The following is a 25,692-nucleotide window of genomic DNA, read 5'->3' on the forward strand; positions in this document are numbered from 1 at the left end:
GCTTACAGTCATTGTGCTTATAAACACTTGTTCTGCACAAGGGAAGACAACTCTATCTTTGCCAATCTTGCAAGCGCACCTTTAAGATTTAACAAAATACCCCATGATATTGTAACACAATAATTATTGGTTTCAACTACCAACTCAGAAAACATTTTCTTCGATTTCTTGTTTCCAAGCTGTTCGCAAAACGTACCGAAAAGGCTGAAAAGAGGTCCCTTGTACCTAACTTGTCATAGCCCCACCAACCCTATGCTCGGAAGGTTCCGAAACAAACTTGACGAAGAATAGCTTTAATAATAACTATCACTTCGATTGGCGGTTTTTCATTTCCTAGGACCTTTTAAATCATTACGTTGAATCAGACTTCTTTTTCAAACACAAAGCTCAATAAGCCTGCAGCTGGCAAACATTGCCGCTGCAGGCTTATTGAGCTTATAAGTGAAGGTACAACTGCATAGCGCCGTAATTCTCCATCTATGAGATGAAACATCTCCATTGATAGATAAGTAATGCTGTCCGCGTTGTATTTGCTCATAATAATATTTGTTTAATTTTCTATGTCTGACAGAGTTCCACTCCTATTTCTGCAATTATATTTTCATAGCTTGAATCTAGAATAGCTTTGGGATTTTGGTTATATCCAAGTTCTTCTTTTGTATATCTAGATACACTACTGAAAAGATAGTCCCTTAATAATCTGTCTGTAATATACTTATTATTTCGTAGGACTTCTGATACATCACCACTTATTGCCTTAGCTAAATGATGAGTCCATATTCCATTATTCAAGATATCGCTTGAATAAGAACTTTGTAATAAAGCGCGGATAGCATTCCTGCTCATTCTGGCTTACAAAGAAATCATATTTCAACATTTACAGCCCTCCATAGAACCATTGGGTCGGGATCAAGAACGTCCATGGTGTCGTAACAATCGCGATTGCTAAGCATACCTTCAGTCTCTGTGCAGGGCTTGCAATATGCTTTTTAAATGTGAACTTGTAATTCAGGATAAATATGATAGAAGAAGAGATGAACATCGCGATAATGACGAGCATTAAGCCGGATATATTGTGAAAAGGATTATAAGCAACCGCTGAGATCGCCTCCCGAGGCAGCACCTGCACTCCTTCCAGCAGCAGTAAGGAAAATAAGAACAGGGCTCCGATAAAATCGGCAAGAAATCCGAAGCCCCACACTTTCCATATGGTCTTTTTATAAATGAGCCCCAATGTTTGATCCGCTGATACGAGACCGAATGCATACGCGGAAGCGAGAAGGACGAGCGAGTCGATGATGAAGTTGCCTGCCAACGTAACGAGAATGATCGGCGGATAAAACATGATGAACCAAATCGGAAATATTACATTGTACAACTTTATCTTTCTCATCGCCTCACCCACCGCGTATGTTACTTTATTTCCTTCATTAGATCTAAAGCCTCAACAGCCTATAAATATCCTTCGGCTATTTTTGAAAAAGCTCGGGAGCGACGTCGCCCGTCAATTGGCTTCCATTGCTCTTATCGGCCGGACGTGTTTCCATTGACGAAATATAGAGGTACTTGGCTCCCCTTTTACGTGCCATCCTGCATTTCAAAAGTAAGATCAATATGACGGATTGTCAAGTTAAGTGCGACACCTCTTCCATGAAGGCTTCGTGAGACGAACGCCGACCAAGGCATTTTCGGGGTTGAGCATTGATCAATTGAATAGCATCGGCTAACTGTTCTTCCGTCACCTCTGCAAAGTCATGCCCCTTTGGGAAGAACTCTCTGAGAAGGCCGTTTGCGTTCTCGTTTGAACTTCGTTGCCATGAGGAATAAGGATCGGCAAAGTAGACTTTAACACCATGTAAGGCTTCTAAATTAGAATAGCATGCGAACTCCTCGCTCGGTTCTTGCCGTTTGGATGGTTCCTTTTGGAAATTGGCTGGTTACTACTCCGAAAGGTAAGCGTCAAGCCGATCACACCTATCCAAAGGTATAGAAATCCGTCACAATGAATCCATCATGCATACGAAAGGATGGGCTCAAATGGAGACGAATTTGCAAGCGTTAGTCGGCGTTGCCCGGATCGACATTCGTCCCGGTTTTGAACCCGGACTGCTGCTTTTTCCCGACGTATGCGCATATTCATTCCGGGTTAGGCAGAATCTAATGAAAGGCATGAAAGCCTATTTTACTGGTTAAGAAAACAGACCATTAACACAGGTAGGTGAACGTTATGGCAGAAAAAAATATTTTGGCCTATTTTAAAAGTCCGGAAGAAGCCGAAAGTGTGTCCAAGAAGCTGCAGGCGCTGCATGTCGTGGACATGTCAATTGATCGTTTCAGCATGTATCCAGCCAGTGATTCATACGGTTCGCCGAATCTAACCGGCAGTATGGGCAGTTTAACCTCCGTGACCTTCGGGGACACGCTCGGAGGTGATTCCACCAACGTTCTAGCTGCTACAAATGTATCGGCAAGCGGAATGAGTGACGGGGGGCAGGGTGGACCCACCGGAAGGGATATTTTGCTGACTGTTGTGGTGGAGGAGGAATCTTTTGACAAAGCCATGAGAATTATTGAAGACGCGGGCGGTATGGTGTAAAGGTAAACGTCAAATAAGCCCCACCTAGCGGTCAGTGAAGTGCCCCTGTCAAGTAGACAGGGGAAAAACAAAAAATTAGTCTATTTCCCTCAGTTCAATTTAACAGAACTGAGGGTTTTCTTATCGTTAGGTACAACTCGTCGATATTGGTTGGGTGACAAGCCATTTAAACGTTCGTAGCGTCAAGCAACTGGAGATGAACCTGTTTAACGAAGCCGCTGCGCCTGAAACGGAGCCCGAGAAGGAAGCCATCACGTATAAACGCCGGAAAACGAGCGGCAAACATGATGCAGATCTCTCCAAGCTGCCGGTGGAAACCGTGACTACGTTTGAACGTTGTTAAGATGCCCGAATGTTTACAACAACTTGCTTGTACAATCAAAATTCCCATATCGGGTGTATCCCTCACAAAAGTTAAAAAAGCCTGTAGCCAGCAAACATTGTCGCTACAGGCTTATATGTAACGAAATATTCTCACCTAGTAAGCATTAATTCTTATCTCAAGTCCTGTGAGTTTTCATAAAGGTGAGAAAATAACGGCAAAAAATGCCTTAATACAAATTGATTCATAATTATTGAGAATTAAGAGCAAATATTTCATAAATATTGAGAAAAAACGCTCCATGAAAATATTCGCTTGTATGCATGCTTATACGGCTCGAACATTTCGGTTGATTTCACATACTATAGGCCTGTCAAGTTTGATGCCACTTTATTCTTGTAAACGTACGACAAACTGAACTTGGTAATATCTTCATTCAGCAAATAGGGTTTAAGGGGGGGCTAAGCTCTTTCCTTGGATTTCTTAACTTTACTTTTCTAGTTCCATCAGAGTTAATAGATATCTCTGCAACTGCATAATTTGGATTACGGTTTGAAATTTCAGAAGAATGCACACCAATTAAGGCATTTTTATTTGGGCTTTTGCGTTGTCCCTCCAATATCTTAACTTTCATTTCTGGACTAATAACAGTCCTATTTGTTGGTAAAACATCACCAACATCACCCATCCCCTCAGTCTCCGGCTCAATTATCCAATTCTATTAGAGTCTTAATCTAAATCATTATCATCCCCAAAAAGCTCTTTTATCTCTTCTTCTGATAAGCCACCATCTTCAATGTGTGGATATCGCTCAAATCCATTAATGTCAATTACGTACTCAACTAAAGCTGTCTCATCTGAAACTACAATTTCGTATTCATTATCATCTTCGGGCGATAACGTTTCTATTTTTCCAATAACTAACCACGCAGTAAAACCCTTAACATTCTTCGAGAATTTTTCATAAAATCTTACTTCTCCAGTTAATTGACCATAAAACTCATATTTATCTTTGTATTCTTGCGCAATTAAAAGTGCTTCTTTTTCTGTTAGATTTGTTTTCATTCCATTTCTCCTTTAAAATTAAAACCAATATTAAAAATCAATTTCCCCATCAAATGCCGATCGACCATTTCTATACTTAAAAATTACTTTTTTAGCATGGAATATTTCCTCTTCATTCAGATTATAACTTGGTTTCATAAGTTCATTGAAAACATGCTCTTCTCTTTCTAAAACAGTTTGCTTCAAATAGTTTTCTTTCCCTAACTTGAACCATTGTTCAGCATGAATTGTTTCATGTATCATTTCGTGAAGGGTAGCATCTGGTTTCAGTATAATTTCACCTGTATAAGGATTAAATCCCCCAGCTTTCCGTTCTCCAGTTAATGGATCAATTAATATTTTCCCCTTCGAATCAATGCTTACATTTATTCCTCTAGCTTGCATCGTTTTCTTAAGTGTTTTCCAATCGCGTACACTTGCATATCTTTGTCCACCAGGGGTCATTTTTCGTTGTCCACTTACTGGCTTCCCCTCCCATGACATAAAATCTATGTCATGGACTCTATCACCCAAACTAGGTTTACCCATCCCCTCAGTCTGTTGCGGTGCTTCTCCTTTACCTTTGAGAGGCTTCACCCTCGCCGTACCCAGCTCATGTTCAACCTGCTTCTTCCACGCTGCCCATGAATCACCCATCGCCGACCTGGTCTTGCTGTTTGCCAGCTTGTCCGCTGCCTTATACAACCCGTGCTTGGCCAACATAGACAGGTTCACTACCATCAGAGCGGTTCCCAACTGATCCAGCAGCTCCTGGTCCATTCCCAGGAACTTCGGATTGGTATACGCATTCCCGTTCTTCAGATCCGACAGCTTCTCCATGTTCACGATAATCATGGACGCTCCAAGGGCCGCATCGGCCACGGCCAGTAAATACAGGGAGGCTCCCTGTGTCGGAATCGCAGCAATGATCGCCACTACGCCAAAGAGAATGTTAAATTCGGCCACCAGCATTTGTGGATCTATAATAAGAACCTGGAAGGTGTATCGGGATAAGTATACTGTTTTTTGAGTTTGCTTGCTCACATAATCTGGTTTTTGCGGAATGATATATTCGAGTTCCATTTGTTCCAGCCAAGGGCTAATCTGCTGCAGCGTATCCATGATACCGGTGGACTCTACGAACCGCTCGATCGGTCCAGGTTTCCCGCTTGAGGTCCCCTGATGGGATGAGCCCTGACCGCCCAATACCGGAGGAGCCGGCAACATTGCCTGAATTTCGGACTGCGACTTGCCAGCAGCTACCCCTTGTGCCATGACTTGCTTGGAGCGCTGCTGCCACTCATAGATAGCCGTTCGATCCCGGTCCATCTGGTCATAGGCCTGCTGCTCCTTTTCCAGTTCCGCTTGCTTCTCCTTTTCGCTCTTCTTCTCAGGCTCGACTGCGGGTGGTTTCACATATTTCTGCTGGTAGAGCGTCTTCTGTTCGTCCGGCGATTTGCTGCTCATCCAGTTCCGCGCTTATCTGCCAGACCGGGATCGTTCTTTGCCTCCTCGGCAACCTTGCTGCGAATGTCGGCTCGTTGACTATCCGTTAACTGAACTGCCGCCTTTAATTGTAACGACAATTCAATCTCCTGTTTCATGATTTCTCCCTGAGCCAGCGTATCCAGATACAACTCTTCCAGCTCATTTTCGGTCAGCAGCTCCATAAAGTCCACTTCGACCTTCTGGAAATCGACATGGGCGCTCTGAATTCCCACCCGATTGCCGTTCAGAACAACATACTGGTCCCTATTGGTCTGAAGCACGATCTGCTGCTCAGCGCGAATGCGGAAGCTTTCCAGAATCCCCTGCTCGCTTCCGCTGCCTGCTTCAATCTGACTGCCCGCCACAACGAGCAGATCCTCGCTGGCATTCAGTGTAATATTCCCTCCATCCAGATGCAGACGGACGGTTCCCTTCTCGAACAGCACCCCGTCCTCGCCAAGCTGCATTCTGGCCTCGCCCGGCATTTCGAATACCTTCGTCGCGGGCTTCTGGAATACGGTCCTGCTCCTCATCTCCTCGCCGCCGCCACGAACGGAGTTGATGGCGATTGCCTGCTTCTCCGTGCCGTTAGGGAAGTAGACCTTAATTCGTGCCCCTCATCCGGCAAACAGTGAAAAATATTGTTGCCTTCCCCCGAATACGGGAACCACCAATTGCCCTGCTCATCATGTTGATCATCGATGTCCAGGTGCACTTTCACCATATTGTTGGCCCGTTTGACTACGCGTCCTTCCAGAGACCTGCGCTGGTTCTCTGGTTCTTCAGCTCTTCTGCCACTACCTGTTCACGTTTCGCCATTTTCCTTTTCCTCCTTTGATTTTGAGCATGCAAAAAAAGCTCATTCCTACTCATGGTTCAAGTGGGAAAGAACTTTTGAAAGTTTATCAAGTGTTTGAATTGTTTAGTGTTTGGTTTGTTGGTTGTATTGTACGATCTTATGTGTAAGAAATAAACCCTGCCTATTTTTCTTGGTTTTTTTGTTGGTTTATCTAGCGCTGGGTGGAGTTTTTACAAATTTAAAACAACCTTTATCTTGTCAATAAGTAGATTCACTTGGTCTTTTTGTTCCGGGTTCTCCCCAATAAATTCTACACATATTTCTTTCAAGCAATCATAGAAATCTGTACTTTTCATAATGATTTCGTTATACGAAGAAGTGTTAATGAATATCATTATGCCTTCTTTAAATTCATTCTCCTCAGAATGCTCTGGAAGTTCATATCCCATCATATGATCTTGCCACGGCTCTCCATTGGATAAACACTCTAGCACATCAAGTAAATCGCTCTTCAAAAAGGAAAAAAAATCTTGAATGACTGGCTGTTTATCTATTAACATAAAACCCTCCTAATTACCATATGGAGGTAGCCTTTGGTGTGGTTGCAAGTCAATATCCTCAGGCTGCCTTTCAAACTGTTACCGTGGATCGAGGGAAAGCGTTTGCTTGTTATGCCAACCTTGAGACCGTTCATCACCTAAAAGTTTACTTTTCAGATCCGTATCCTTCCTGGCAACGAGGTTCTAATTCGCCCTTGTAACTGTCTAGGTTGGATTTCTGCTAACGAAGCTTTCATGAATGAGCTGTCGCACTTAGCTTGACAAGCCGTCTAACTAATAAATCGCTATTGGCCCATAAGGACCATCGATAATTTCTATTTTCGTTTCAAAAATATCTGTCAAAACTTCTGGATCCATAACCTCTTCTACTGTTCCAAAAGTGGCAATTTGTCCATCTTTCATGGCACAAATTCGATCAGAATATTTGGCTGCAAAATTTATATCATGCATAACAGTCAGAATTGTTCTTCCAAATTCATTAGCAGCATGCCTCAAATGCTCCATCATTTGAACAGAACGAGCAATATCAAGATTGTTCAATGGCTCGTCCAAAAGTACATATTCCGTCTCTTGGCACAAAACCATTGCTACATATGCCCTTTGCCTTTGACCACCAGACAGCTCATCTAAATATCTATTTTCTAGATCAGTCAAGTCTAAAAAATCGATATATTTTGAAATAATAGCCTCATCTTCTTTAGTTAATCTTCCCTTTGAATAAGGAAATCGTCCAAATCCAACTAGTTGTCTAATAGTAAGCCTAGTTACAAAATGATTTTCTTGTCGTAATATAGTCAAAATTTTTGCTAAGTCTTTTGATTTAGATTCAGAAACATCCATATTTGCTACCTGAATTTGGCCTTCATCCATATTCAAAAGTCTTCCAATCATCAAAAGTGTCGTAGACTTTCCAGCACCATTTGGTCCAATTAAAGAAGTAAGACCAGCCTTTGGTATTTCAATATTCAAAGGTCCTATTTTTACCTTATCAGTATACCATTTTCTAACATTATCAATCTTTATCATAGAGCCCTCTTCCTTAAAACTGCGATTAAAAATATGATTCCACCAAATAATTCAATAATAACGGAAACAACGCCTTGAGCATTGAATACATGATACATTAAAAAATATGCACCCGTTATTATCAAAAACCCTATAGCAAGAGCCATTGGAAAAATATATCGATGATCATAGGTTGGCGCTGCTTGATAACTCAACGTTGCAACTAAAAATCCATAGAAAGTAAGCGGTCCAATCAAAGCTGTTGAAATTGACATCAAAACAGAAACTAATATAAGCGTATAAATGATACTAGATTGATGTTTAACTCCAAAAGAAGTAGAGACATCCTTTCCAAGTGACAATACATTTAATTTTTTAGAATTAGCAAGAAGTAATAATGCTACAATTATTACCAGTGGAATTACAATAGGAAAATATTCAGAATCCGCATTATTGACAGAACCAAACAATCTTGCCTGTAAAATATCAAACTCAGACGGCGCAAGAAGTCTTCTCATAAAAGTTGACACAGAATTCAGCCCTGCGCCAATAATAATTCCAACCAAAAGCATAAGTTGCAGATTTCCATACTTTCCAGAAAGCAACCATCCATAAAGCATCAAACTCATTAAGACCATCACAATAACTTGAAATACAAATGGTCCAGTACCACTAAAATTTATCAATGCACTAGCACCAAAGAAAAATATCGTACTCGTCTGAATTGAGGAGTAAAGTGATTCAAAGCCTAAAAGTGAAGGGGTTATAATCCTATTATTCGTAATCGATTGGAAAGCAACAGTCGACAAACTCTGACAAATCGCAGCAATAATCATGGCAATAAGAGCTACCATCCTTCTTTTAACAACTGGGATAAAAGAAGGGGAATCTACCGGAACTGGATTGTTATAAATTAAAAGTCCATATGAAGAAAGAATGCCCAAAACAATCAATGTGATAAGCAAAATCCAATAACGTTTTTCTTCTTTCTTAGAACGAAAAGCTCTAGCTGATCTATTCTCATTATGAAGGCTAGAATCGATTACGACATTTTCATTATTTCTATATTCCAATGCGTTCATCTTAGCCTCCTTGGTTTTCTTTGTCTCAATAAAATAGCAATAAATACGACTGCCCCCACTGTTCCAAGTATTAAAGAAACAGGTACTTCAAAAGGCATTATAATTGTTCGAGAAATGATGTCACAAACCGTTATAGTACCCATTCCTATCACACATACCCAAGGCAAATTACTTCTAAGATCATCTCCCCTAAACATGGAAACAATATTAGGTACTATTAAACCTAGAAAAGGCAAGTTTCCAATGACAGCTGCAACAATTCCAACTGCAAAAGAAATAAGACCCGTACCCAAAAGAACGATCCTATTGTAATTTACTCCAAGACTTGTTGCAACATCTTCCCCTAGTCCAGCTAGAGTCAGTCTATTAGCATAAATAAAAATAAGAAAAGTAACGATAACAATGAGCCATAAATATTCATATCTTCCAACTTGAACTGCCGCAAAAGAACCTACAAACCAAGATTCAATATTTTGCGTCATTTGAAAAAGGAGTCCAATAAAAGTGGACACTGCAGAAATGACTGCTCCAAGCATCAGTCCAATAATTGGGACAATTAAAGACGAACGGAGTTTAACTCTTCTTAAAAATAAAAAGAAAATCATAGTTCCCATAAAAGAAAAAACAATTGCACCAGTCATTCTTAGAACTAACGTTGGTGCAGGAAATAATAAGTAAACAACAAGAAGTCCCAAACCCGCCCATTCAATAGTTCCTGTTGTGGTAGGTTCAACTAAACGATTCTGTGTAATAAGTTGCATTACGAGTCCTGCCATGGCCATGGCAGCTCCAGTAAGCATTAATGCAGCTGTTCTTGGAACACGAGTTATGAAAAACATATCCATTCCATCCTCTTGTCCGCGTATATCATAAACTCCAGTAAATAGGGATATAATTCCTAAAATAATAACAACTATAATCGCTAATATAAATGGTTTTGTCCATAGCTTATTGTGGTTATAAAGCTGGGGTTGAGAATTTTTCTCAACCCCGGAAATTTTTTGTATTGTCTTTTTCAGCACTATGTTATACTCCTTTAGACTACTTAGCTAAAGTATTTGCAAGGTTCTTAAATAACTCTATATAGGTTTGGATTGATTCATTTGTGTAAGTGTCATTTGGTGCATAAACGATCTGTCCTTTAGTTACAGCAGTTACTTTTTGAAGAGCAGGTGAATTATCAATAACATCCTGAGCAGGTACTGAATCAGTTGAAGCAGATATTGCAGCATCACGATCTAGTACAAAAATCCAATCAGGATTACTTTTTGCAATAGCTTCAACAGAAACTTCATCCCCTTGATGATCTGAAGAAGAACCGTCAACTTCTAATGCTGGAGTCCATCCGAAAATTTCATACATTGGTCCCCAAACACGTCCAGAATGAGGAGCTGAAAAACCAATATTTCCACCAGAAACTACAACACTCATAACTGTATCCGTTCCATTATATGCAGACTTAGCATCTTCGACAGCTTTATCAAAATCAGCTACCAATTGTTTAGCTTCTTCATTTTTATCAAAAATTTGTCCTAAAGTAATTGTAGAATTTTTAAGTCCATTTACTAAGTTTTCCCCAGGTTTATCAGTTTTCTCAGAAACGTCAAAATTAAGATCGATAACAGCTGCATTTGGCACTAATTTTTTTATATCTTCATAATAGTTACCAAATCTTTGACCGATAATTACAAGATCAGGGTCTGCAGCTGCTATAATTTCAAGATTTGGTTCGCGGTGATTTCCAATATTTTGAACCGAATCATCCTTTACATATGATGAATCCGCAGGCATTACATCTTTTGGTACAGCCACTAATTCAATTTTCCAATCAGCTAAAGTTTCAAAAGTTCTACTATCCAAAGCAATTACCTTCTTTGGGTTTACAGGAACAGTAACCGTTCCATGAGCATCAGTGATTTCAACCGTCGAAGCTTCAGTAGAATGATTTTCTTGCCCATTAGTTTCCGTTTTACCATTTTCATTGCTTGGACTTGAGCAAGCTGCCAACATCAAAACAAAAATTGCTAAAAAAACAGTTAATTTAAATTTCCCCATTTCCTATACTCTCCCCTTATATAAGCTTTATAGACAAACAGATTATTGAATTGATGAAATTATTACCTATGTATGTTTTTATGCGCGACTTGAAAAATAATTATCTCTACTTCACTATAGTGCACAGCGACAATACAAAAACAACAACGATAATGATTATCAATTTCAACTTTAAATTTAGTATATCAATTCAAAATATATTGTCAACTACTTTTTGACAGCTTAAATAAATTCATGGAACACTAGGCTATATGAGCCCAGTGTTACGTGAATTGTACCCATTCTCATAATCATTTAACTACAGTTTCAGATGCTGAAGGCTATGAAAGTTCAACTGGTTAATGAACTCCGTTTTCATGATATTAAATGTGGCTTCAGCAACTCAAGACCCACATGAGAAGCTACCACTCGGCAAATCTACCCCAATAATCCCGATCATAAAACCAGCCTGTAGCTGCTTAAATGCTGCCGCTACAGGCTGGTTTTACACTTTGAATGTTCATGCACCCACATTCATTAATGCGTATTAACATGCTGTGAAAATCCATTTTTTTCAATATTTTTGACGAATTATTCTCACTTACTGGGCAAAAAGTTTCACCTGTTATGCAAAATCACAAGTCCCCCCATCCAGGGGGACTATCGTCTATCTACGAGCAGCGGCTGTATCCGCAGTTCGCGCAGGTCTTGCAGCCCTCGACGTTCAGGAGCGAGGCGGTGCCGCAGGACGGGCACAGGTCGCGCGAGGCAGATGCGCTTCCGCTCTCCTTCAGTCCGATGACCGGCGCCTCGATCGTCGCGGCGATCGGAGCCGGATCCGCCTCGGCGCCGAGTCCGAGCGCTTCCTGCTGGTGAATCTCCAGCGCTTTGGCTACCGCATCGGCAATCGACTCGACGCGGTTGGCGCCGAAGCCGATCGCGCCGGAGCCGCCGATGCCCTTCAAATGCTTGATGAGCAGCTCGACCTTGTTGCCGTGATCGCCGTAGCGGAGGAACAGCGAGCAGACGCGGCCGAGCGCTTCCGCCATCGCGAACACATCGGAACCGGCCTTGCCCACGTTCAGGAAAATCTCGCCCGGAATGCCGTTCATATCATTTATCGTAATATAGGCCATGCCGAACGGTGTGTTCACCTTGTAGGTCGCTCCGCGCAATACTTGCGGACGGCGCTTGTACACATTGCTGCCCCCACCGTTGTTCGGCGCTGCCGCCTGCACAGCCACCGGTGCTGTTGACACTTCTGCCGCCTCTTCTGCCGGAGCCCCGGCTTCTTCGGTCTGGTCAGCTTGTCCGTCTTCCTTGTTGTCTGCCTTATCGGTCGACAGAACCTGAACATCGCGGCTGCCGTCGCGGTAGATCGTGACGCCCTTGCAGCCGAGATCGAAGGCCAGCTCGTACAACCGCTTCGTCTCTTCTACCGTGAAGTCGTTCGGGCAGTTCGCCGTCTTCGAGATCGAGCTGTCCACCCAGCGCTGGATCGCCGCCTGCGCACGGATATGATCCTCGGCGGACAGATCCATCGCCGTGATGAAGTAATCCGGCAGCTCTTGGCCCGGATGCGCGTCCATCCATTCCTGCGCGATCGGCACGAACTGCTCGTCGAAGCCGAGGCGGCTTTGCCGGAAATATTTGAAGGCGAAGTACGGCTCGATGCCGGTCGAGGTGCCGACCATCGTGCCGGTGCTGCCCGTCGGCGCCTGCGTAATGACGGTCACATTGCGCATGCCCTGCTGGCGAATCGCTTCACCGACCTCCGGATACACCTCGAGCATGTTCTTCATGAAGCCGCTCTGCAGATACGGCTCCGCCTCGAATGCCGGGAACGCTCCCTTCTCGCCCGCGATCTCCGCCGATGCGAGATACGATTCGCGCGCGATAAAGCCGAACAGCTTATCGAGGAACTCCAGCGATTCCGGGCTGCCGTAGCGGATCCCCAGCTTGATCATCAGCTCGGCCAAGCCCATTGAACCGAGGCCGACCCGGCGCTCGTTCTGCTGGTTCTCTCTATTTTTCTCGAAATGATATGGCGTCTTGTCGATCACGTTGTCCAGGAAGCGCACCGCATAGCGCGTCACGGTAGACAGTTCGTCCCACGCGACATCATGCTTCTCCTCGTCATAGAACTTGGACAGATTGAGCGCGGACAGGTTGCAGACGCCCCATGCCGGCAATCCTTGCTCACCGCACGGGTTCGTGCAGATGATCGGGTTGAAATACCAGCTGTTCGACATCTGGTTGTAGTATTCCATGAACACAACACCAGGCTCGGCCGATTTCCATGCCGATTCGATAATCGTATGCCAGATCTCGCGGGCCTTGACGGTGCGGTAAGGAATAACCGCCTTGCCGGCCTGCTTCCATTTATCGAGGTCTCCGTCCCACAGCTCGTCATACTCCGGATCGGAGGTATCCGGGAAGACCAGCTCCCAATCCAGATCTTCCTTGACCGCCTTCATGAAGGCGTTGCTGACGCAGACGGACAGATTGGCGTTCGTCACCTGGCCCATGGTCTGCTTCACCGTGATGAAATCAACCACGTCCGGATGCCAATCGTTCATCATCAGCATGAGCGCGCCGCGGCGGCTGCCCCCCTGCTCGATGAGTCCGGTCGTATAGCTGAACAATCCGCCCCAGGAGACGGCGCCGCTGGAGGAACCGTTGACCCCGCGCACGATCGCGCGGCGCGGACGAAGCGACGACAGGTTGATGCCGACGCCCCCGCCGCGGGCCATAATCTCGGTCATCTCCGACAACGTCTCCATAATGCCGCCGCGGCTGTCCTTCGGCGACGGGATCACGTAACAGTTGAACAGGGTCAATTCCTCGCTCGCCCCGGCTCCTGCCGCGATACGGCCCCCAGGGACGAGCTTCCAATCATCCAATATATAACGGAATTTTTCCGTCCATTCGTGTTGTTTTTCCGGGGTTGGTTCTACCGATGCCATCGCAGCCGCCAGCCGATCCCACATTTCTTCCGGCGTCTTCTCTATCGTCAAGGTCAGCTTCTCTACCGTGGACTGAACTACCTCTCCGCTTCTCAGCTTGACGGAGACGAAGCGGCCGTCACGCGCTACCACTTCTCCGACTTCCTTCGCCGGGAACTTCGGATCGTCTTTGGTCAGCACCAGGACGACATCCCCTATTTTGGTGTTGTTCGTGTCCGCATCCTTCCATGCGTAGCGATCCAGAAATATTTTTTCGCTCAAGCCTTCCAAGCGCTGCTTATGCCCCGTATTCAAAGAACACAACCTCCTATATATTGATCGATACTTGAATGATTACCACCGCACACGACAATTGAAGCATTGTACAATGTATGTATTTTCCACAATATATTGTGTGCGAAAATCATTGTACTATACTACATATAGAATTTCTAATGAGAAAAAAGGAAATATGGCGAATGGATGAGAACCGGGGAACTCCATGCTTCGTTTTTCTCTAGCAATCTCTCTATTTTGTCTCTTGCTTTTTCCGGAGGAAGATATACCACCCCCGCCCCCGACCCTCCTGGAGTCTCGTCTGTCTCCGTCTTGCAGCCGGTTATGAAAGCATGCAATAACGACCATACTACCTCTATAGAGGAGGTCGAGAGGATGAACAGACATCAGCAGCCGAATCATGGCTTTTCCAGTCCGCCGCCATCGGCCTTGGCCAGCTCGGACAGCGGCTCGATCATGCGATCCGCCGCGAATTCCTGGCCGCTCTCGTCGCGCCCCATGCCCGGATCGCTGTCTATCGTGACGGATCGGGGCTGGCTGGAGGAACTGTCGGCCCGCATCGACAAGAACGGCCCCTGGGATGACTGGACACTGTTCCAACTGGCCTATGAGGCGGAGCAAGCCAAGCGCATTCGCGCGTTCGACGAACTGCAATGCCTGACCCATATTACGAACGTAGAGCCGCTCCCCCATCAGGTAGAGACCGCCAAGAAGGTGCTTCACGAGATGCGCGGCCGCGCGATTCTGGCTGACGAGGTCGGCCTCGGGAAGACGATCGAAGCCGGGCTCGTGCTCAAAGAATATTTGATTCGCGGGCTCGTCAAGCGCGCGCTCATTCTCGTCCCCGCCTCCCTGGTGCTGCAGTGGGTGCGCGAGCTGCATCACAAGTTCGGCATCGCGGCGGTGGCCCAGAAGAAGAAATATCAATGGCAATCCGACATCGTCGTTGCCTCGATGGATACCGCCAAGCGCGATCCGCATAAATCGATTCTGATGGAGCAGGAATTCGACATGCTTATCGTCGACGAGGCGCATAAGCTCAAAAACCGCAAGACGACCAATTACCAGTTCATTCAGCATTTGCGCAAAAAATATTGTCTGCTGCTGACGGCTACGCCGGTCCAGAACGACATGAACGAGTTATATAATCTGATTACCCTTCTGAAGCCCGGACAGCTTGGGGCGCAGGGCGAATTCAGCAGCAACTTCGTCGCCGACAAGCGCCTTCCGAAGAACGAGGGCCAGCTTCAGGGCGAGCTGTCGAAGGTGATGGTGCGCAATCGGCGCGGCGAGGGCAGCGTACAATTCACGCGGCGCATCGTCCGCAATGTGCCTTTGTCGCTGTCCGCGGACGAGCAGGCCTTGTACGAGGGAGTCACCCGCTTCATCAAGGAGCAGTACCAGATGAACGGCCGCGATATCGGCAGCATGTTCTCGCTCATCACGCTGCAGCGGGAAGTATGCTCCAGCCGCGATGCGGTCTTCCTGACCCTCGTCAATCTCGCCAAAAAGCTGCCTGAGGATTCGCCGATCCGCGATCATATCTGGGATCTCGTCGATCTTATCAAAGCGATTACGTCCAACACGAAGGCGGAAGCCGCTATGGACATTATCCGGCAGACGAACGAGAAGGTGATCGTGTTCACCGAATACCGGGCGACGCAGGAATATTTGCTGCAATATTTCCGCAAGGCCGGCATCGTGGCGGTGCCTTACAGCGGCGGCATGAACCGGGGCAAGAAGGACTGGATGATGGACCTGTTCCGCGGCCGGGCCCAGGTGATGATCGCGACCGAAGCCGGCGGGGAGGGCATCAATCTGCAATTTTGCCACCATATGATCAATTTCGACCTGCCCTGGAACCCGATGCGCGTCGAGCAGAGAATCGGGCGGGTTCACCGCCTCGGCCAGATGAACGATGTGCGGATTTACAATTTATCGACCCGCGGCACGATCGAGGAGCATATTTTGAACCTGCTGCATGAAAAAATCAATATGTTCGAAATGGTCATCGGCCGGCTGGATATGATCCTGGAACGGTTCGAGAAGCAGGACTCCCTGGAGAAGAGCCTGACCCGCATTCTGCTGGAAGCGGGCAGCGACGAGGAGATCCGCCATCATGTCGAGCATCTCGGAGCGTCGCTGAACGCCATCCGCGCGGAAGTCGAAGCCGAAGCGGATGACGGGCAGAAGGCGGCGATCGGACAACTGCTGGACCAGATCAGTACGGAAGCGGAGGCTTGACATGATGAACACCGAGCAAGTGCGCGACTATGTCTTGCGGTATTTGGAGGCGACGGACTGCCACATTCTTGAGAAGTCGCCGGCCCATGTGACCGTGAAGCTGTCCGAGCGCGCCGATCGCGTGCTGACGAACCGCCCCTATTATTGGGGCTTCATCGATCGCACGGGAGCGGAGGCGGAGACGATGCGCTTCACGTTCGTGTTCGATCCGGCCGCGATGCCGCCGGAGCCGCCGCGCGCCGTCTCCTATGGATCGGCGCCCGGCGAATCCGTGCTCGGGCGCTACTTCGGCGTGGCGCCCGCATTCACCGGCGGCGGGGGCGGCCCCGGGCGCATCCCGCGCGACGACGTCACCTACGGGAGCAAGCGCCTCGAACAGATTATGCAGGCGGCCCATACCGAGGGCCGCTTCATTCAGCTGTTCGTGGAACCGCCGGCCGCGGGCGGCGTTCGCGGAGCACGCCGCGTGAAGCAATCCGCCCCGCACGAGCCGTGGCTGCTCCTGAACTTCAAGCTGGAGTTCGCCTGCGATCTGAAGCGCGAGGAGATCCATTCCTACGGCATCTCGCTCGTCAGCGGCAAGATGCGTCTCGGCTACATGGAGGAGGTGCTGCGGATGGACGTGACGCCGAAGCTGCCGCCGCATGTTCACGTCCTGCCGTGGCGGCTGTCCCTGCCCGCGGCATTGTCCTATGTGGAGGAGCACCTCGCGGAGGTCATCTCGAGCCATGACGACGCTTGGGCGCGCGAAGCGCGCGTCCGGCTGGAGGAAGAATTAAGCCGTCTCGCCTCCTATTATGAGCCGCTCATCCGCGAGGCGGCGAGCCAACAGCCGAGCCGCATGCGCCAAGAGGAAGCTCCCGCTCCGCCTCCGAACGGGGAGGATCGGGAGGAAGAGGCGCGGCCCATGACCATCGAGGAGCAATATGAGGTACGCCAGCAGGAAGTCCGGTGGCAGTTCGAGCCGCGCATCGAAGTAAGTCTCATTAGCGCCGGGCTCGTTCACGTGCCGATGAGCCCGTAGCGGCACCCAAGGGGTTATGATTGAAATACCCGCGAGGTCCTGACAAGGTACCTACCGTCGAGGCAGAGCACGGTTCCGGCGCCTCCCGGGTTCTGCCCGGGCCTTGTCAGATTGTCGGATCGCGATGTCCGTGACGGTCGGCTATAATGCGCGGCCAATTGCCATTTTGCGGCAAAAATAGAACCGGCACGGCAAGGCGTGTCATCCCCTGTTCCGACAGCCTTTTTATAGCTTGTCCCGTACAATGAAATGGTTGAAAGCTGGAGCCGGATGGGTATTAATGTGTACATCGTACTGGACCGGTGCACGGCACCACGAGAAGAAGGCAAGCATGTTGGAATGTCATAGCCAAGAGAGGTGTTGGAGATGCAAAAAACGCCTTGGTGGACAAGGTTAGCCAGTCTGATGACGACGGCGGCGCTGACCTCGCTCGCCGCGGGAGGAGTCACGTTCGCAGTGTTGGCCGCATCGGATTCGCTGTACCCGCTTCGCGGCGAACAGCCCCCCGTAACCTTGCCGAAGGCGCAGTCCGCTTATGTGGAAGCGGAAGAAGCGCCGATAGATGTCTACTCGCTAATGCTGGTGGTGATGCGCAGCGATTCGGATCGCCATTATCCGGAACGCACCCTCGCCGGGAACCTGCAGGCACGATCCGTGCGGGACATCGCGGATCGCTTCAAGCAGCAATTGGCGAAGAACGAACCGTTCACCGATTGGAGCGAGGCCCAGCTGGAGACGATACCCCTCGGTCCCGGCATGCACGGGTGGCTCGTTCGCGTCTTATCTGGCCAGGAACAGATCGGCTATATGATTCTGGAAGCGACCGAGGAGGGGGACATCCGGCTGGCGGAATACGGCCGCGGCAGCGCCATGCCGTACCAGGAGACCACCTTGCATCAAGCGATCGCCCATCGGCTGCAAGCCGAAGATGGGGCTTCTTCCGCGGGCCATGTCGCGTTGGCAGATGTCAAGCCGTATTTCTTCGACCCGCTGGTAACGGTGTGGCGTTTCGAATGGAGCAGCGGAGCGGTGGAGTGGCTTGATGCGCAGAGCGGAGAATGGCTGCCTCCTACCTTCGAGCCGGATCGGCTGGCAGCGCCATGGAGCAACGACGGTCAAGCCGTTACGGCCTCCAGCGCGGCACAACCGAAGGATGCCGCCGCTGCCGTCCTCCTGTTGGATACCGTTCCCGGGCGCGAAGAGAGCCGCGGGCCGGCGGGCAGCGGAGGAGAAGATGCCGTACCTGCCCCCAGCTCCTACCGGGATCCGTTCGACCCGTACCACAATATTTTGTGGATGGCCCGGGAGCCTCAGCTTCGCAAGCCGGAAGCCGGAGCCCCTGCCGATTACAAGACGAAGCGGTGGATATATGTGCAGCAGCGCGCCGGGCTCGATATGAAGATGCCGTTCGCTTATATCGGAATGCAGCGATGGGAGCCTGTCGGGGAGGCTGCCGATCAGGCGGTATCCAAGTACGTGATTATATCCAGCACCGACAGGGAAGCGATGCGCTGGATTCCGGCGGAAGATGCGCTCGTGAACGGATACTTCGTCCCGCAATCCTAATCTCGATTCATCCGCATGCAAAAAGGCACCCTCTGCCCTCAGGAGTGTGCCTTTTCATCTTGCGGAGGCCGCGGTCCTTTGCGCCAGCGCATCAGCTTCAAGCGAGCCGCTCGGCGAAGGAGAGGCTGCCCTGCCCGCCTCCACTTCCCAGCCCACATCTGTACGCTGAATGGCACCATGCCGAACCATTTCGTCGGCCACGGCTCCTTTGCGCGATTTTTGCGCTCCATTCTGCGTTCGCGCCGGGCCTCGACGGGGGTGTCGATATAAGTGACGACGCGCTCTGTAATATATTTGATCAGGTCTTGACCTTTGGCCATGACGGCCACCTCCATCCTGCCCTGATGGTTATTAGTGTGCCCCGCTCCCCTCCCGGCCAAACGCGCCGTCTCGGAATGAAGCGTTGTCATATTGCGCACGATAAGAACAATCGATTCTATACAATGAAGGTGGTTCACGCGATATGCCTAATCTCCTTAGGTCCCGACGGACGAGGCGATGGCTTCATGCCATCATAGCGGTGCTCATCGGCGTGTCATTCCTGCCCCTGTCCGCCTACGCACAGCAAGAAGCCGCTTCGTATATGCATATTCCCGAACCGGTTGGCGCTTGGCCGCCTGCCGACAAACCCCCGGTCTACAGCGGCGCGTTTCCTTCCCCTCACGTGCTGATTGATGCGGGACACGGCGGGATTGACGGCGGAACGAGCTACGGGGATATTTTAGAGAAAAACATCAATCTCGCCATTGCCCGCAAGCTCTATTTATTGCTAAAAGCGCGCGGCGTTCCGGTCATTCTCAACCGCACCGGCGATTATGCCCTAAGCGATGACAACCGCTGGTCAGGCGCACGCTCGCGCCATTCCAAGGATTTGTCGCACCGGAGGCAGCTAAGCAGGGAAGTGCCCGTGTCGATGTTCGTCAGCCTTCATGTCAATTGGTCCAAGCGTGCGAAGGCAACCGGTCCGCTTGTCCTGCATCAGAATGAAGGCCGGAGCCGCTTGCTGGCCTCCCTCATTCAAGATTCATTGAACCCGTTCTTCTCGACGAGCACTCTTCCCAAGCATGGGAAGACATATTACCTGCTCCGGCACGTCGATCAGCCTGCTGTTATCGTCGAGCTGGGTTATCTGAGCAACCCACAGGATCGCCGCATGCTGACCGATCCCCGGTCGCAGACGGCGATTGCGGCCCGGCTCTGCGAAGCGATTGTGCATTATCACGCCATATACTGACTGCAAAGCGCCGGTAGGAACGATTTCCTTCCGGCGCTTTGCACATGATGTCAACGGCCGCATCCGACGCTCCTCCATCCCCATAACATGTTGATGAGCTCATCGCAGGCGAATCTCCGCCGCATGCTGCGGCGAACCGGGAATGTGCTCCTTGGCGGCATGGGCTGTCTGCGGATGCCGTTCTTCCCCCACCGCCGCTCCATAGGCGTCTCCGGCCAATCCGGCTGCCGGAATCATCAGCGCGAGGCCGATGGCAAGGCGTCTCATTCCTCTGCCCTGAAGCAATTTTCGCAATATTTCCTTAGCCCGTTTACCTATCCCCTTTTTCATCATTCATCCCTCCATAGCTTGGGCCAGATTCTGCATATCTTTACTATGCGTCATTTGCGCCAAAGCTATCCTGATGGAGGCGAATGGCCCGGTGCCCATAAAAATAACCCCTCTAGGATGCGTTATCCTAAGGGGTTATCAGTATTCCTGAATCATGATTAAGTTCACCCAATCGTGTAGAATGAAATGCATGAACGGAGGGCTTACCCATCCGTGAGATGACAGGTTCATATCCAATTGTTCGAAAATTCCATGTACAGTGAATGAATCGCATCAATGTCCTTGTTCAAGCCCGGTTGCATCATCATTCCGCGATCAAAAGCAGTTACGCCGTGCGTTGATGAACACGATGCATAATGACGTAGCCTTCGACGATACGGTATTGTATCGTGCCCGCTTGCTCCATCGCCTGCAAGACGCAGGTCAAGGCGTCAACTGCATCCGAGATGACATCCAGCTCGATGCCGCGCGTATCCTGCAAGTACCGTTTGTTCAGTACTTCCCGGTATGGAACAGACAGTCGGGCGCATGCTTCCTGGAAAATCATTTCTTGCTCCTTCGCACGGGAGATTGCATGGCGAATGCGCTCTTGCTCCCGGCGCGTGCCTGGACGCTTGGCGTCATGGATGAAGGACATCCGGTAGGTCAAGCGGCGTTCGTTGATCGCGCGGCTTGCCCGGTATCCGCCCAAATGGTTCAACCAATTGTGCACGAGTCGTGTATTCATTTGTATTACCTCCAAACCTTTCAACCTGCCGGTCACTCTGCTGCCAGCAGGAAATCTCAAATTATTGTCGTTGTGTACAGTCCCCTTTGAAATAGACTATATTCTTGACTTCATTATAGTAACCGTAATCGAACACGATGAAACAGACTCGCTGATCGTGAGCTTCAAGCGAGCGCAGCGGCTATGCTTACAACAATCTTGATGGCATGACAGACGGAATGGGCAGCAGAAAAGGGTGATTCCGAAGTGAGATGTGGCAAGGTGTGTAAGATTCTAAAATGCGTAGGAGAGTGAAATTTACGATTATAAGTAGTAATTATATACGTTCATTTGTGAAATGTCAATAAATATAAATGAAAAAGAAAAAAAGGAAATCCGCTTCCTATTGCGGGGATTTCCTTGTTCTCCGGTCCTGCTTCAGACACATATAGAGGCATATCCCAGCAACGACAAACAGTGCCGCCGTCATAACTTGCTGCACAATAATCATGGTCCCACCCCGGTTTCATCCGTTTTTTAAACAAACATAATTAGAAATGATAATCATTATCACCATTATACAAAGGGAGGCCTCTTTTTTCAAGCGGCTTGCTCCGATTTGATGTATTTTTCCCTGTTGTGAGTTTGACATTCGCCAGGCTCCATCATATAGTTTTATTATCGAACTATTTCATTATGAAACAATATAGACAACTCTGCCGTGCATACACTTATGAGGAGGAAACACATTGAATACCGATTCCAATACCAATTCCAAACAATGGATTGATCGTTATATCGCTGCCTACTTTGATGTAACGAAGCATTTGTTCGCCGATATTCGGGAAGCCATTCAGGAAGAATTGACGCCTGAACAATTCCAGATTCTTCTGTTCATCAGCGAATCCCGCCGCTGCAATCCCACCGAGCTGGCGGATGCTTTTCTCGTCGGCAAAAGCTCGATCACTGCGATTATTACGAGGCTCGCCGATCGGGGGCTTATCGACCGCACTCGTGATGAATCCGATCGAAGGCAGGTGTATCTGTCCCTTACCTCCCGCGGCGTATCGGTGCTGAAGGAAGCGGAGCAGAAAGTGCAGGACATGGTATCTTCCTATCTGGTTCACTTCGAAGAGCAGGAGGTGGAAGCCTTCATCAGCACCTTCGAAAAATTAGCATATCTGATAAGGAGAGAGGAGTAGCGCTTCATGAAATTCATACTGAAGGCAAGATGGGCGATTATCGCCGTATGGATCATCGTCGCGGCAGGCCTGATGATCGCCGCCCCGTCCCTGAATGATCTGGTCAAGCAAAAAGGGACGATCACCGTTCCTGACGGTTACCCTTCAACGGAAGCCCAGGCGATTCTGGATGAAGCCGCCGCACGGAACGGCGTCAAGGAGCAATCTCAGATTGCGCTCGTCTTCCACAACCCGGACGGGCTGCAAGCCGATGAGATCGCGGAGATCAAGGAGACAATTCAGCGCCTGGAGCAGCATAAGGCCGATCTGGGCATCGAGTCGATCCTGAATCCGTACGCGCAGCCGGAGCTGGAGAAAAAGCTCGTCTCCCGCGACGGCAAGACTGTCATGACATCCATCGGGGCCAGCGTGAATTCGACGGACGACACCATCAGCCGCATAAACAAGGATATGGAGTCCGTCGGCGTCGAGCATTATATTACCGGCAGACACTCCATCGACAAGGACACGATTCAGAGCTCCCAAGACGGTCTGAAGAAGTCGGAATATATTACCGTTGCCTTCATTCTTATTATTCTCATTCTCGTCTTCCGTTCCGTCATTGCGCCGCTCATCCCGCTCGTGGCGGTCGGCGTCAGTTATTTGATATCCCAGTCCATCGTTGCCTTCCTGGTCGATTCGGCGGACTTCCCCGTCTCTACCTTCACCCAGATCTTCATGGTCGCCGTCATGTTCGGGATCGGAACCGATTATTGCATTCTGCTCCTCAGCCGCTTCAAGGAGGAAGTGCCGCGGCATGAACATATCGGCGATGCGATTGCCGCCACGTACCGCACTGCCGGCAAAACGGTATTGTTCTCCGGGCTGGCCGTACTGGTCGGCTTCACCGCCATCGGCCTGTCCACATTCATTCTGTATCGGTCAGCGGTCGCCGTCGCCATCGGCATCGCTGTCATGCTGATCGCACTGGTCACGATCGTTCCATTCTTCATGTACCTATTGGGCACCCGCATCTTCTGGCCGAGCCGGAACAGCTCGCTCGAACATAAGGAGAGCCGCATCTGGGGAGCGGTCGGTTCCTTCTCCCTCAAGCGTCCGTGGGCCGCCCTGCTCATCGTGGCCGCGGTAACGATTCCGTTCCTGGCCACCTATAACGGGCAGCTCTCCTATAACAGTCTGGAGGAGATTGGCGACAAATACGATTCGGTCAAAGCCTTCAACATTATCGCCGACAGCTTCGAGCCGGGCGAATCGCTTCCGACCCAGATTGTCGTTCACAGCGGGAAGCCGCTCGAGATTGCCGAGCATATGGCCTTGGCCGAAAAGATCAGCCGGGAGGCAGAGAAGGTGCCTGGCGTCGCCAGCGTGCGGAGCCTAAGCCGGCCTTCCGGGGAGGCTATCCCCGATCTGAAGATTACGGAGCAGGCCAAGACATTGGAAAAAGGACTTGGCGAAGGCAGCCAGGGCCTGACCGATATTAAGAGCGGACTCTCCCAAGCCAGCAGCGCCTTGTCCGAGAACGCGCCGAAGCTGAAGGAAGCAACTGACAGCGCCGGACAGCTTACCGCGGGCACGAAGGCGCTCAAGGAAGGCATCAGCGAGCTGAATGCCGGTCTGGCCCGAATTCAGCAAGGGATTGCGGACGGCTCGTCCGGCGCCGGACAGCTGAAGGCCGGATTGTCGCAAGCCACAGCAAGCGCCCTGCAATTGGCGAACGCCAACGAGAAGCTGCTCGCTTCGTACAAAAAGATCGGCGACGGCATTCAGCAGACGGACAACGGTCTGAAGCAGATGCAGCTGCAGCTGGACGGCGCCGCGAAGGCGCTGCAGTCGCTGGACAGCCGCTTCAACCGCCTGGAAGAGAACTATCCCGATCTGCTGCGCGATGAAGATTACTTGACCATTCGCGGCACCGTCACCGAGACTGGCAAGGGAACCGCCCAACTGGCAGGCGCTCTCGGCGAACTGAGCGGCCGCTTCGGCCCATTGTCCTCAGGATTGAACCAGGCCAATGAGGGCTTCGCCCAAGCCGTTGCCGGACAGAAGGCGCTCGCTTCCGGACTGGATGAACTCATTGCTGGCCTGTCCGATCTCGAGAACGGGCTCACTCAAGCAGCTCATGGCCAAGGTCAAATTATTGGCAAGGTCCCGTCAGTCATCGAAGGCCTGACCCGGATCGAGAACGGCCAGCAGCAGATGGGCGACGGCTTCCAGCAATTGACCAGTCAATTGACGGAGCTGACCGACGGGCTTCAGCAGGGCATCGACGGCCTGGAGCAAGTCTCCGGCGGCTTGAATTCTGCCTCCCAGTACTTAAGCGAGGTCGGCAGCACGGAAGACAGCGAGTTCAGCGGCTGGTTCGTGCCGAAGGAAGTGCTGGAGAATCCAGACTTCCAGCAGGCCATCGATCTGTATGTCTCCCCGGATCGCACCGTAATGACGCTCGACGTCGTATTCTCGGTCAACCCGTACGGCATCGAGGCAATCGAACAAATGCCGAATGTGCAAGCGGCGGCAGAGCGCGCGGTGGCCGGCACCGCTTGGGAACAGACGGATATCGCCATCGGCGGTGTCTCGAGCACCTTCGCCGATCTGAAGCAGATCTCAGGGGAAGACTATACCCGTACCGTCATCTTCATGATGGCCGGCATTCTGATCATTCTCATTCTTCTGCTGCGCTCCATCATTATGCCGCTGTATTTGATCGCCTCGCTCATCTTGACGTACTATACGTCTCTGGGCGTAACCGAGCTCATCTTCGTCGATATGCTCGGATACTCGGGCATCAGTTGGCCGACGCCGTTCTTCAGCTTCGTCATACTCGTCGCGCTCGGCGTCGACTACAGCATCTTCTTGATGGACCGCTTCAACGAGAATAAGCATATGGATGCCAGCACAGCCATTCTGCATGCGATGAAGAATATGGGCACCGTCATTATATCGGCGGTTATCATTCTGGGGGGAACCTTCGCCTCCTTCTATCCGTCCGGCGTGCTCAGCATGCTGCAGATTGCGACCGTCGTTCTGTCCGGTCTCCTGCTCTATGCCATTCTGCTGCTGCCGTTCTTCGTGCCCGTCATGGTCAAATTGTTCGGTTCGGCCAGCTGGTGGCCGTTCCGGGCAAGCCAGGCAGATGAATCCAATCGCGATCGGATCGCGATGTGACACCTGAATACGTTCTTCCCTCCCCGTCCGGATGCGATTGTTCCGGACG

General features: G+C 49.6%; 23 protein-coding genes and 2 pseudogenes. 9 read left to right on the top strand and 16 right to left on the bottom strand.

The window, feature by feature from the left end:
• Positions 1-558: 558 nt before the first annotated feature.
• The 3 genes and pseudogenes from NNL35_RS23200 to NNL35_RS23210 all read right to left on the bottom strand — a co-directional run.
• Positions 559-846, bottom strand: coding sequence for a hypothetical protein (locus NNL35_RS23200; protein ID WP_254553774.1), 288 nt, complete (start codon positions 844-846; stop codon positions 559-561).
• 31 nt (positions 847-877) lie between these two features.
• Positions 878-1,393, bottom strand: coding sequence for a hypothetical protein (locus tag NNL35_RS23205; protein WP_040730402.1), 516 nt, complete (start codon positions 1,391-1,393; stop codon positions 878-880).
• Positions 1,394-1,625: 232 nt separating this feature from the next.
• Positions 1,626-1,950: pseudogene (locus tag NNL35_RS23210) on the bottom strand (IS30 family transposase); the annotation flags it as partial.
• An 87-nt stretch (positions 1,951-2,037) separates the two neighbouring features.
• Between NNL35_RS23210 and NNL35_RS23215 the strand changes: the two are divergent.
• Together NNL35_RS23215 and NNL35_RS23220 are read left to right on the top strand one after the other, a co-directional pair.
• Positions 2,038-2,193 carry a hypothetical protein gene (locus tag NNL35_RS23215; RefSeq protein WP_158000430.1) on the top strand — a complete coding sequence of 52 codons (156 nt, stop codon included), beginning with the start codon at positions 2,038-2,040 and terminating at the stop codon, positions 2,191-2,193.
• 34 nt (positions 2,194-2,227) lie between these two features.
• Complete coding sequence (locus NNL35_RS23220) at positions 2,228-2,596, top strand: hypothetical protein (protein ID WP_006675789.1); 369 nt, start codon at positions 2,228-2,230, stop codon at positions 2,594-2,596.
• Positions 2,597-3,354: 758 nt separating this feature from the next.
• On the opposite strand, the gene NNL35_RS23225 is transcribed toward NNL35_RS23220, so the two are convergent.
• The 5 genes from NNL35_RS23225 to NNL35_RS23245 form a co-directional block, all read right to left on the bottom strand.
• Positions 3,355-3,606 carry a hypothetical protein gene (locus NNL35_RS23225; protein ID WP_138985613.1) on the bottom strand — a complete coding sequence of 84 codons (252 nt, stop codon included), beginning with the start codon at positions 3,604-3,606 and terminating at the stop codon, positions 3,355-3,357.
• Positions 3,607-3,647: 41 nt separating this feature from the next.
• Positions 3,648-3,983 (bottom strand): hypothetical protein, encoded by a 336-nt coding sequence (locus tag NNL35_RS23230; RefSeq protein WP_006675790.1) that lies wholly within the window; start codon positions 3,981-3,983, stop codon positions 3,648-3,650.
• A 30-nt stretch (positions 3,984-4,013) separates the two neighbouring features.
• Complete coding sequence (locus tag NNL35_RS23235; protein WP_006675791.1) at positions 4,014-5,429, bottom strand: zincin-like metallopeptidase toxin domain-containing protein; 1,416 nt, start codon at positions 5,427-5,429, stop codon at positions 4,014-4,016.
• Positions 5,426-5,983 (bottom strand): hypothetical protein, encoded by a 558-nt coding sequence (locus NNL35_RS23240; RefSeq protein WP_006675792.1) that lies wholly within the window; start codon positions 5,981-5,983, stop codon positions 5,426-5,428. The genes NNL35_RS23235 and NNL35_RS23240 overlap by 4 nt, the downstream gene beginning before the upstream one ends.
• Positions 5,984-6,479: 496 nt before the next feature.
• The gene (locus NNL35_RS23245) at positions 6,480-6,809 is read right to left on the bottom strand and encodes a hypothetical protein (protein ID WP_006675793.1); all 330 of its coding nucleotides are present in this window, start codon (positions 6,807-6,809) and stop codon (positions 6,480-6,482) included.
• Positions 6,810-6,823: 14 nt separating this feature from the next.
• Between NNL35_RS23245 and NNL35_RS30750 the strand changes: the two are divergent.
• Positions 6,824-7,070: pseudogene (locus NNL35_RS30750) on the top strand (IS30 family transposase); the annotation flags it as partial.
• A gap of 12 nt (positions 7,071-7,082) precedes the next feature.
• Here NNL35_RS30750 and NNL35_RS23250 read toward each other — a convergent pair.
• The 5 genes from NNL35_RS23250 to NNL35_RS23270 form a co-directional block, all read right to left on the bottom strand.
• Complete coding sequence (locus NNL35_RS23250) at positions 7,083-7,835, bottom strand: iron ABC transporter ATP-binding protein (protein ID WP_006675794.1); 753 nt, start codon at positions 7,833-7,835, stop codon at positions 7,083-7,085.
• On the bottom strand, positions 7,832-8,896 hold the full coding sequence (locus NNL35_RS23255; protein ID WP_006675795.1) for an iron chelate uptake ABC transporter family permease subunit: 1,065 nt from the start codon (positions 8,894-8,896) through the stop codon (positions 7,832-7,834). Before NNL35_RS23255 ends, NNL35_RS23250 begins: the two co-directional genes overlap by 4 nt.
• Entirely contained in the window at positions 8,893-9,903 is a 1,011-nt protein-coding gene (locus NNL35_RS23260; protein WP_085982245.1) for an ABC transporter permease, read from the bottom strand. The genes NNL35_RS23255 and NNL35_RS23260 overlap by 4 nt, the downstream gene beginning before the upstream one ends.
• A gap of 34 nt (positions 9,904-9,937) precedes the next feature.
• Complete coding sequence (locus NNL35_RS23265; protein WP_006675797.1) at positions 9,938-10,951, bottom strand: siderophore ABC transporter substrate-binding protein; 1,014 nt, start codon at positions 10,949-10,951, stop codon at positions 9,938-9,940.
• 650 nt (positions 10,952-11,601) lie between these two features.
• Positions 11,602-14,190, bottom strand: coding sequence for an adenosylcobalamin-dependent ribonucleoside-diphosphate reductase (locus tag NNL35_RS23270; RefSeq protein WP_006675798.1), 2,589 nt, complete (start codon positions 14,188-14,190; stop codon positions 11,602-11,604).
• A gap of 480 nt (positions 14,191-14,670) precedes the next feature.
• Here NNL35_RS23270 and NNL35_RS23275 point away from each other — a divergent pair, with 480 nt between their 5' ends.
• The 3 genes from NNL35_RS23275 to NNL35_RS23285 all read left to right on the top strand — a co-directional run bounded on the left by NNL35_RS23275 (position 14,671) and on the right by NNL35_RS23285 (position 19,006).
• Positions 14,671-16,416 carry a DEAD/DEAH box helicase gene (locus NNL35_RS23275; RefSeq protein WP_238535302.1) on the top strand — a complete coding sequence of 582 codons (1,746 nt, stop codon included), beginning with the start codon at positions 14,671-14,673 and terminating at the stop codon, positions 16,414-16,416.
• Positions 16,417-16,420: 4 nt separating this feature from the next.
• The gene (locus NNL35_RS23280; protein WP_254553775.1) at positions 16,421-17,440 is read left to right on the top strand and encodes a YqhG family protein; all 1,020 of its coding nucleotides are present in this window, start codon (positions 16,421-16,423) and stop codon (positions 17,438-17,440) included.
• A gap of 366 nt (positions 17,441-17,806) precedes the next feature.
• Positions 17,807-19,006, top strand: coding sequence for a hypothetical protein (locus NNL35_RS23285; protein WP_040730406.1), 1,200 nt, complete (start codon positions 17,807-17,809; stop codon positions 19,004-19,006).
• A 38-nt stretch (positions 19,007-19,044) separates the two neighbouring features.
• Here NNL35_RS23285 and NNL35_RS23290 read toward each other — a convergent pair whose 3' ends face one another.
• Positions 19,045-19,326: a YqzE family protein gene (locus NNL35_RS23290; RefSeq protein ID WP_006675802.1), complete on the bottom strand. Its 282-nt coding sequence runs from the start codon at positions 19,324-19,326 to the stop codon at positions 19,045-19,047.
• Between the two features lie 143 nt (positions 19,327-19,469).
• On the opposite strand from NNL35_RS23290, the gene NNL35_RS23295 reads away from it, so the two are divergent.
• Positions 19,470-20,240, top strand: coding sequence for an N-acetylmuramoyl-L-alanine amidase (locus NNL35_RS23295; protein WP_238535299.1), 771 nt, complete (start codon positions 19,470-19,472; stop codon positions 20,238-20,240).
• Positions 20,241-20,339: 99 nt separating this feature from the next.
• Here the strand turns inward: NNL35_RS23295 and NNL35_RS23300 are convergent, their stop codons facing one another.
• Together NNL35_RS23300 and NNL35_RS23305 are read right to left on the bottom strand one after the other, a co-directional pair.
• Complete coding sequence (locus NNL35_RS23300; protein WP_254553776.1) at positions 20,340-20,570, bottom strand: ATPase; 231 nt, start codon at positions 20,568-20,570, stop codon at positions 20,340-20,342.
• Positions 20,571-20,895: 325 nt separating this feature from the next.
• Positions 20,896-21,297: a hypothetical protein gene (locus NNL35_RS23305; protein ID WP_006675806.1), complete on the bottom strand. Its 402-nt coding sequence runs from the start codon at positions 21,295-21,297 to the stop codon at positions 20,896-20,898.
• Between the two features lie 728 nt (positions 21,298-22,025).
• Here NNL35_RS23305 and NNL35_RS23310 point away from each other — a divergent pair.
• Both NNL35_RS23310 and NNL35_RS23315 read left to right on the top strand, forming a co-directional pair.
• Positions 22,026-22,478, top strand: a complete 453-nt coding sequence (locus NNL35_RS23310; RefSeq protein ID WP_006675807.1) for a MarR family winged helix-turn-helix transcriptional regulator — start codon at positions 22,026-22,028, stop codon at positions 22,476-22,478.
• Positions 22,479-22,484: 6 nt separating this feature from the next.
• Positions 22,485-25,643, top strand: a complete 3,159-nt coding sequence (locus tag NNL35_RS23315; RefSeq protein ID WP_006675808.1) for an MMPL family transporter — start codon at positions 22,485-22,487, stop codon at positions 25,641-25,643.
• Positions 25,644-25,692: the final 49 nt, after the last annotated feature.

Source organism: Paenibacillus dendritiformis (assembly GCF_945605565.1).
Classification (GTDB): domain Bacteria; phylum Bacillota; class Bacilli; order Paenibacillales; family Paenibacillaceae; genus Paenibacillus_B; species Paenibacillus_B dendritiformis_A.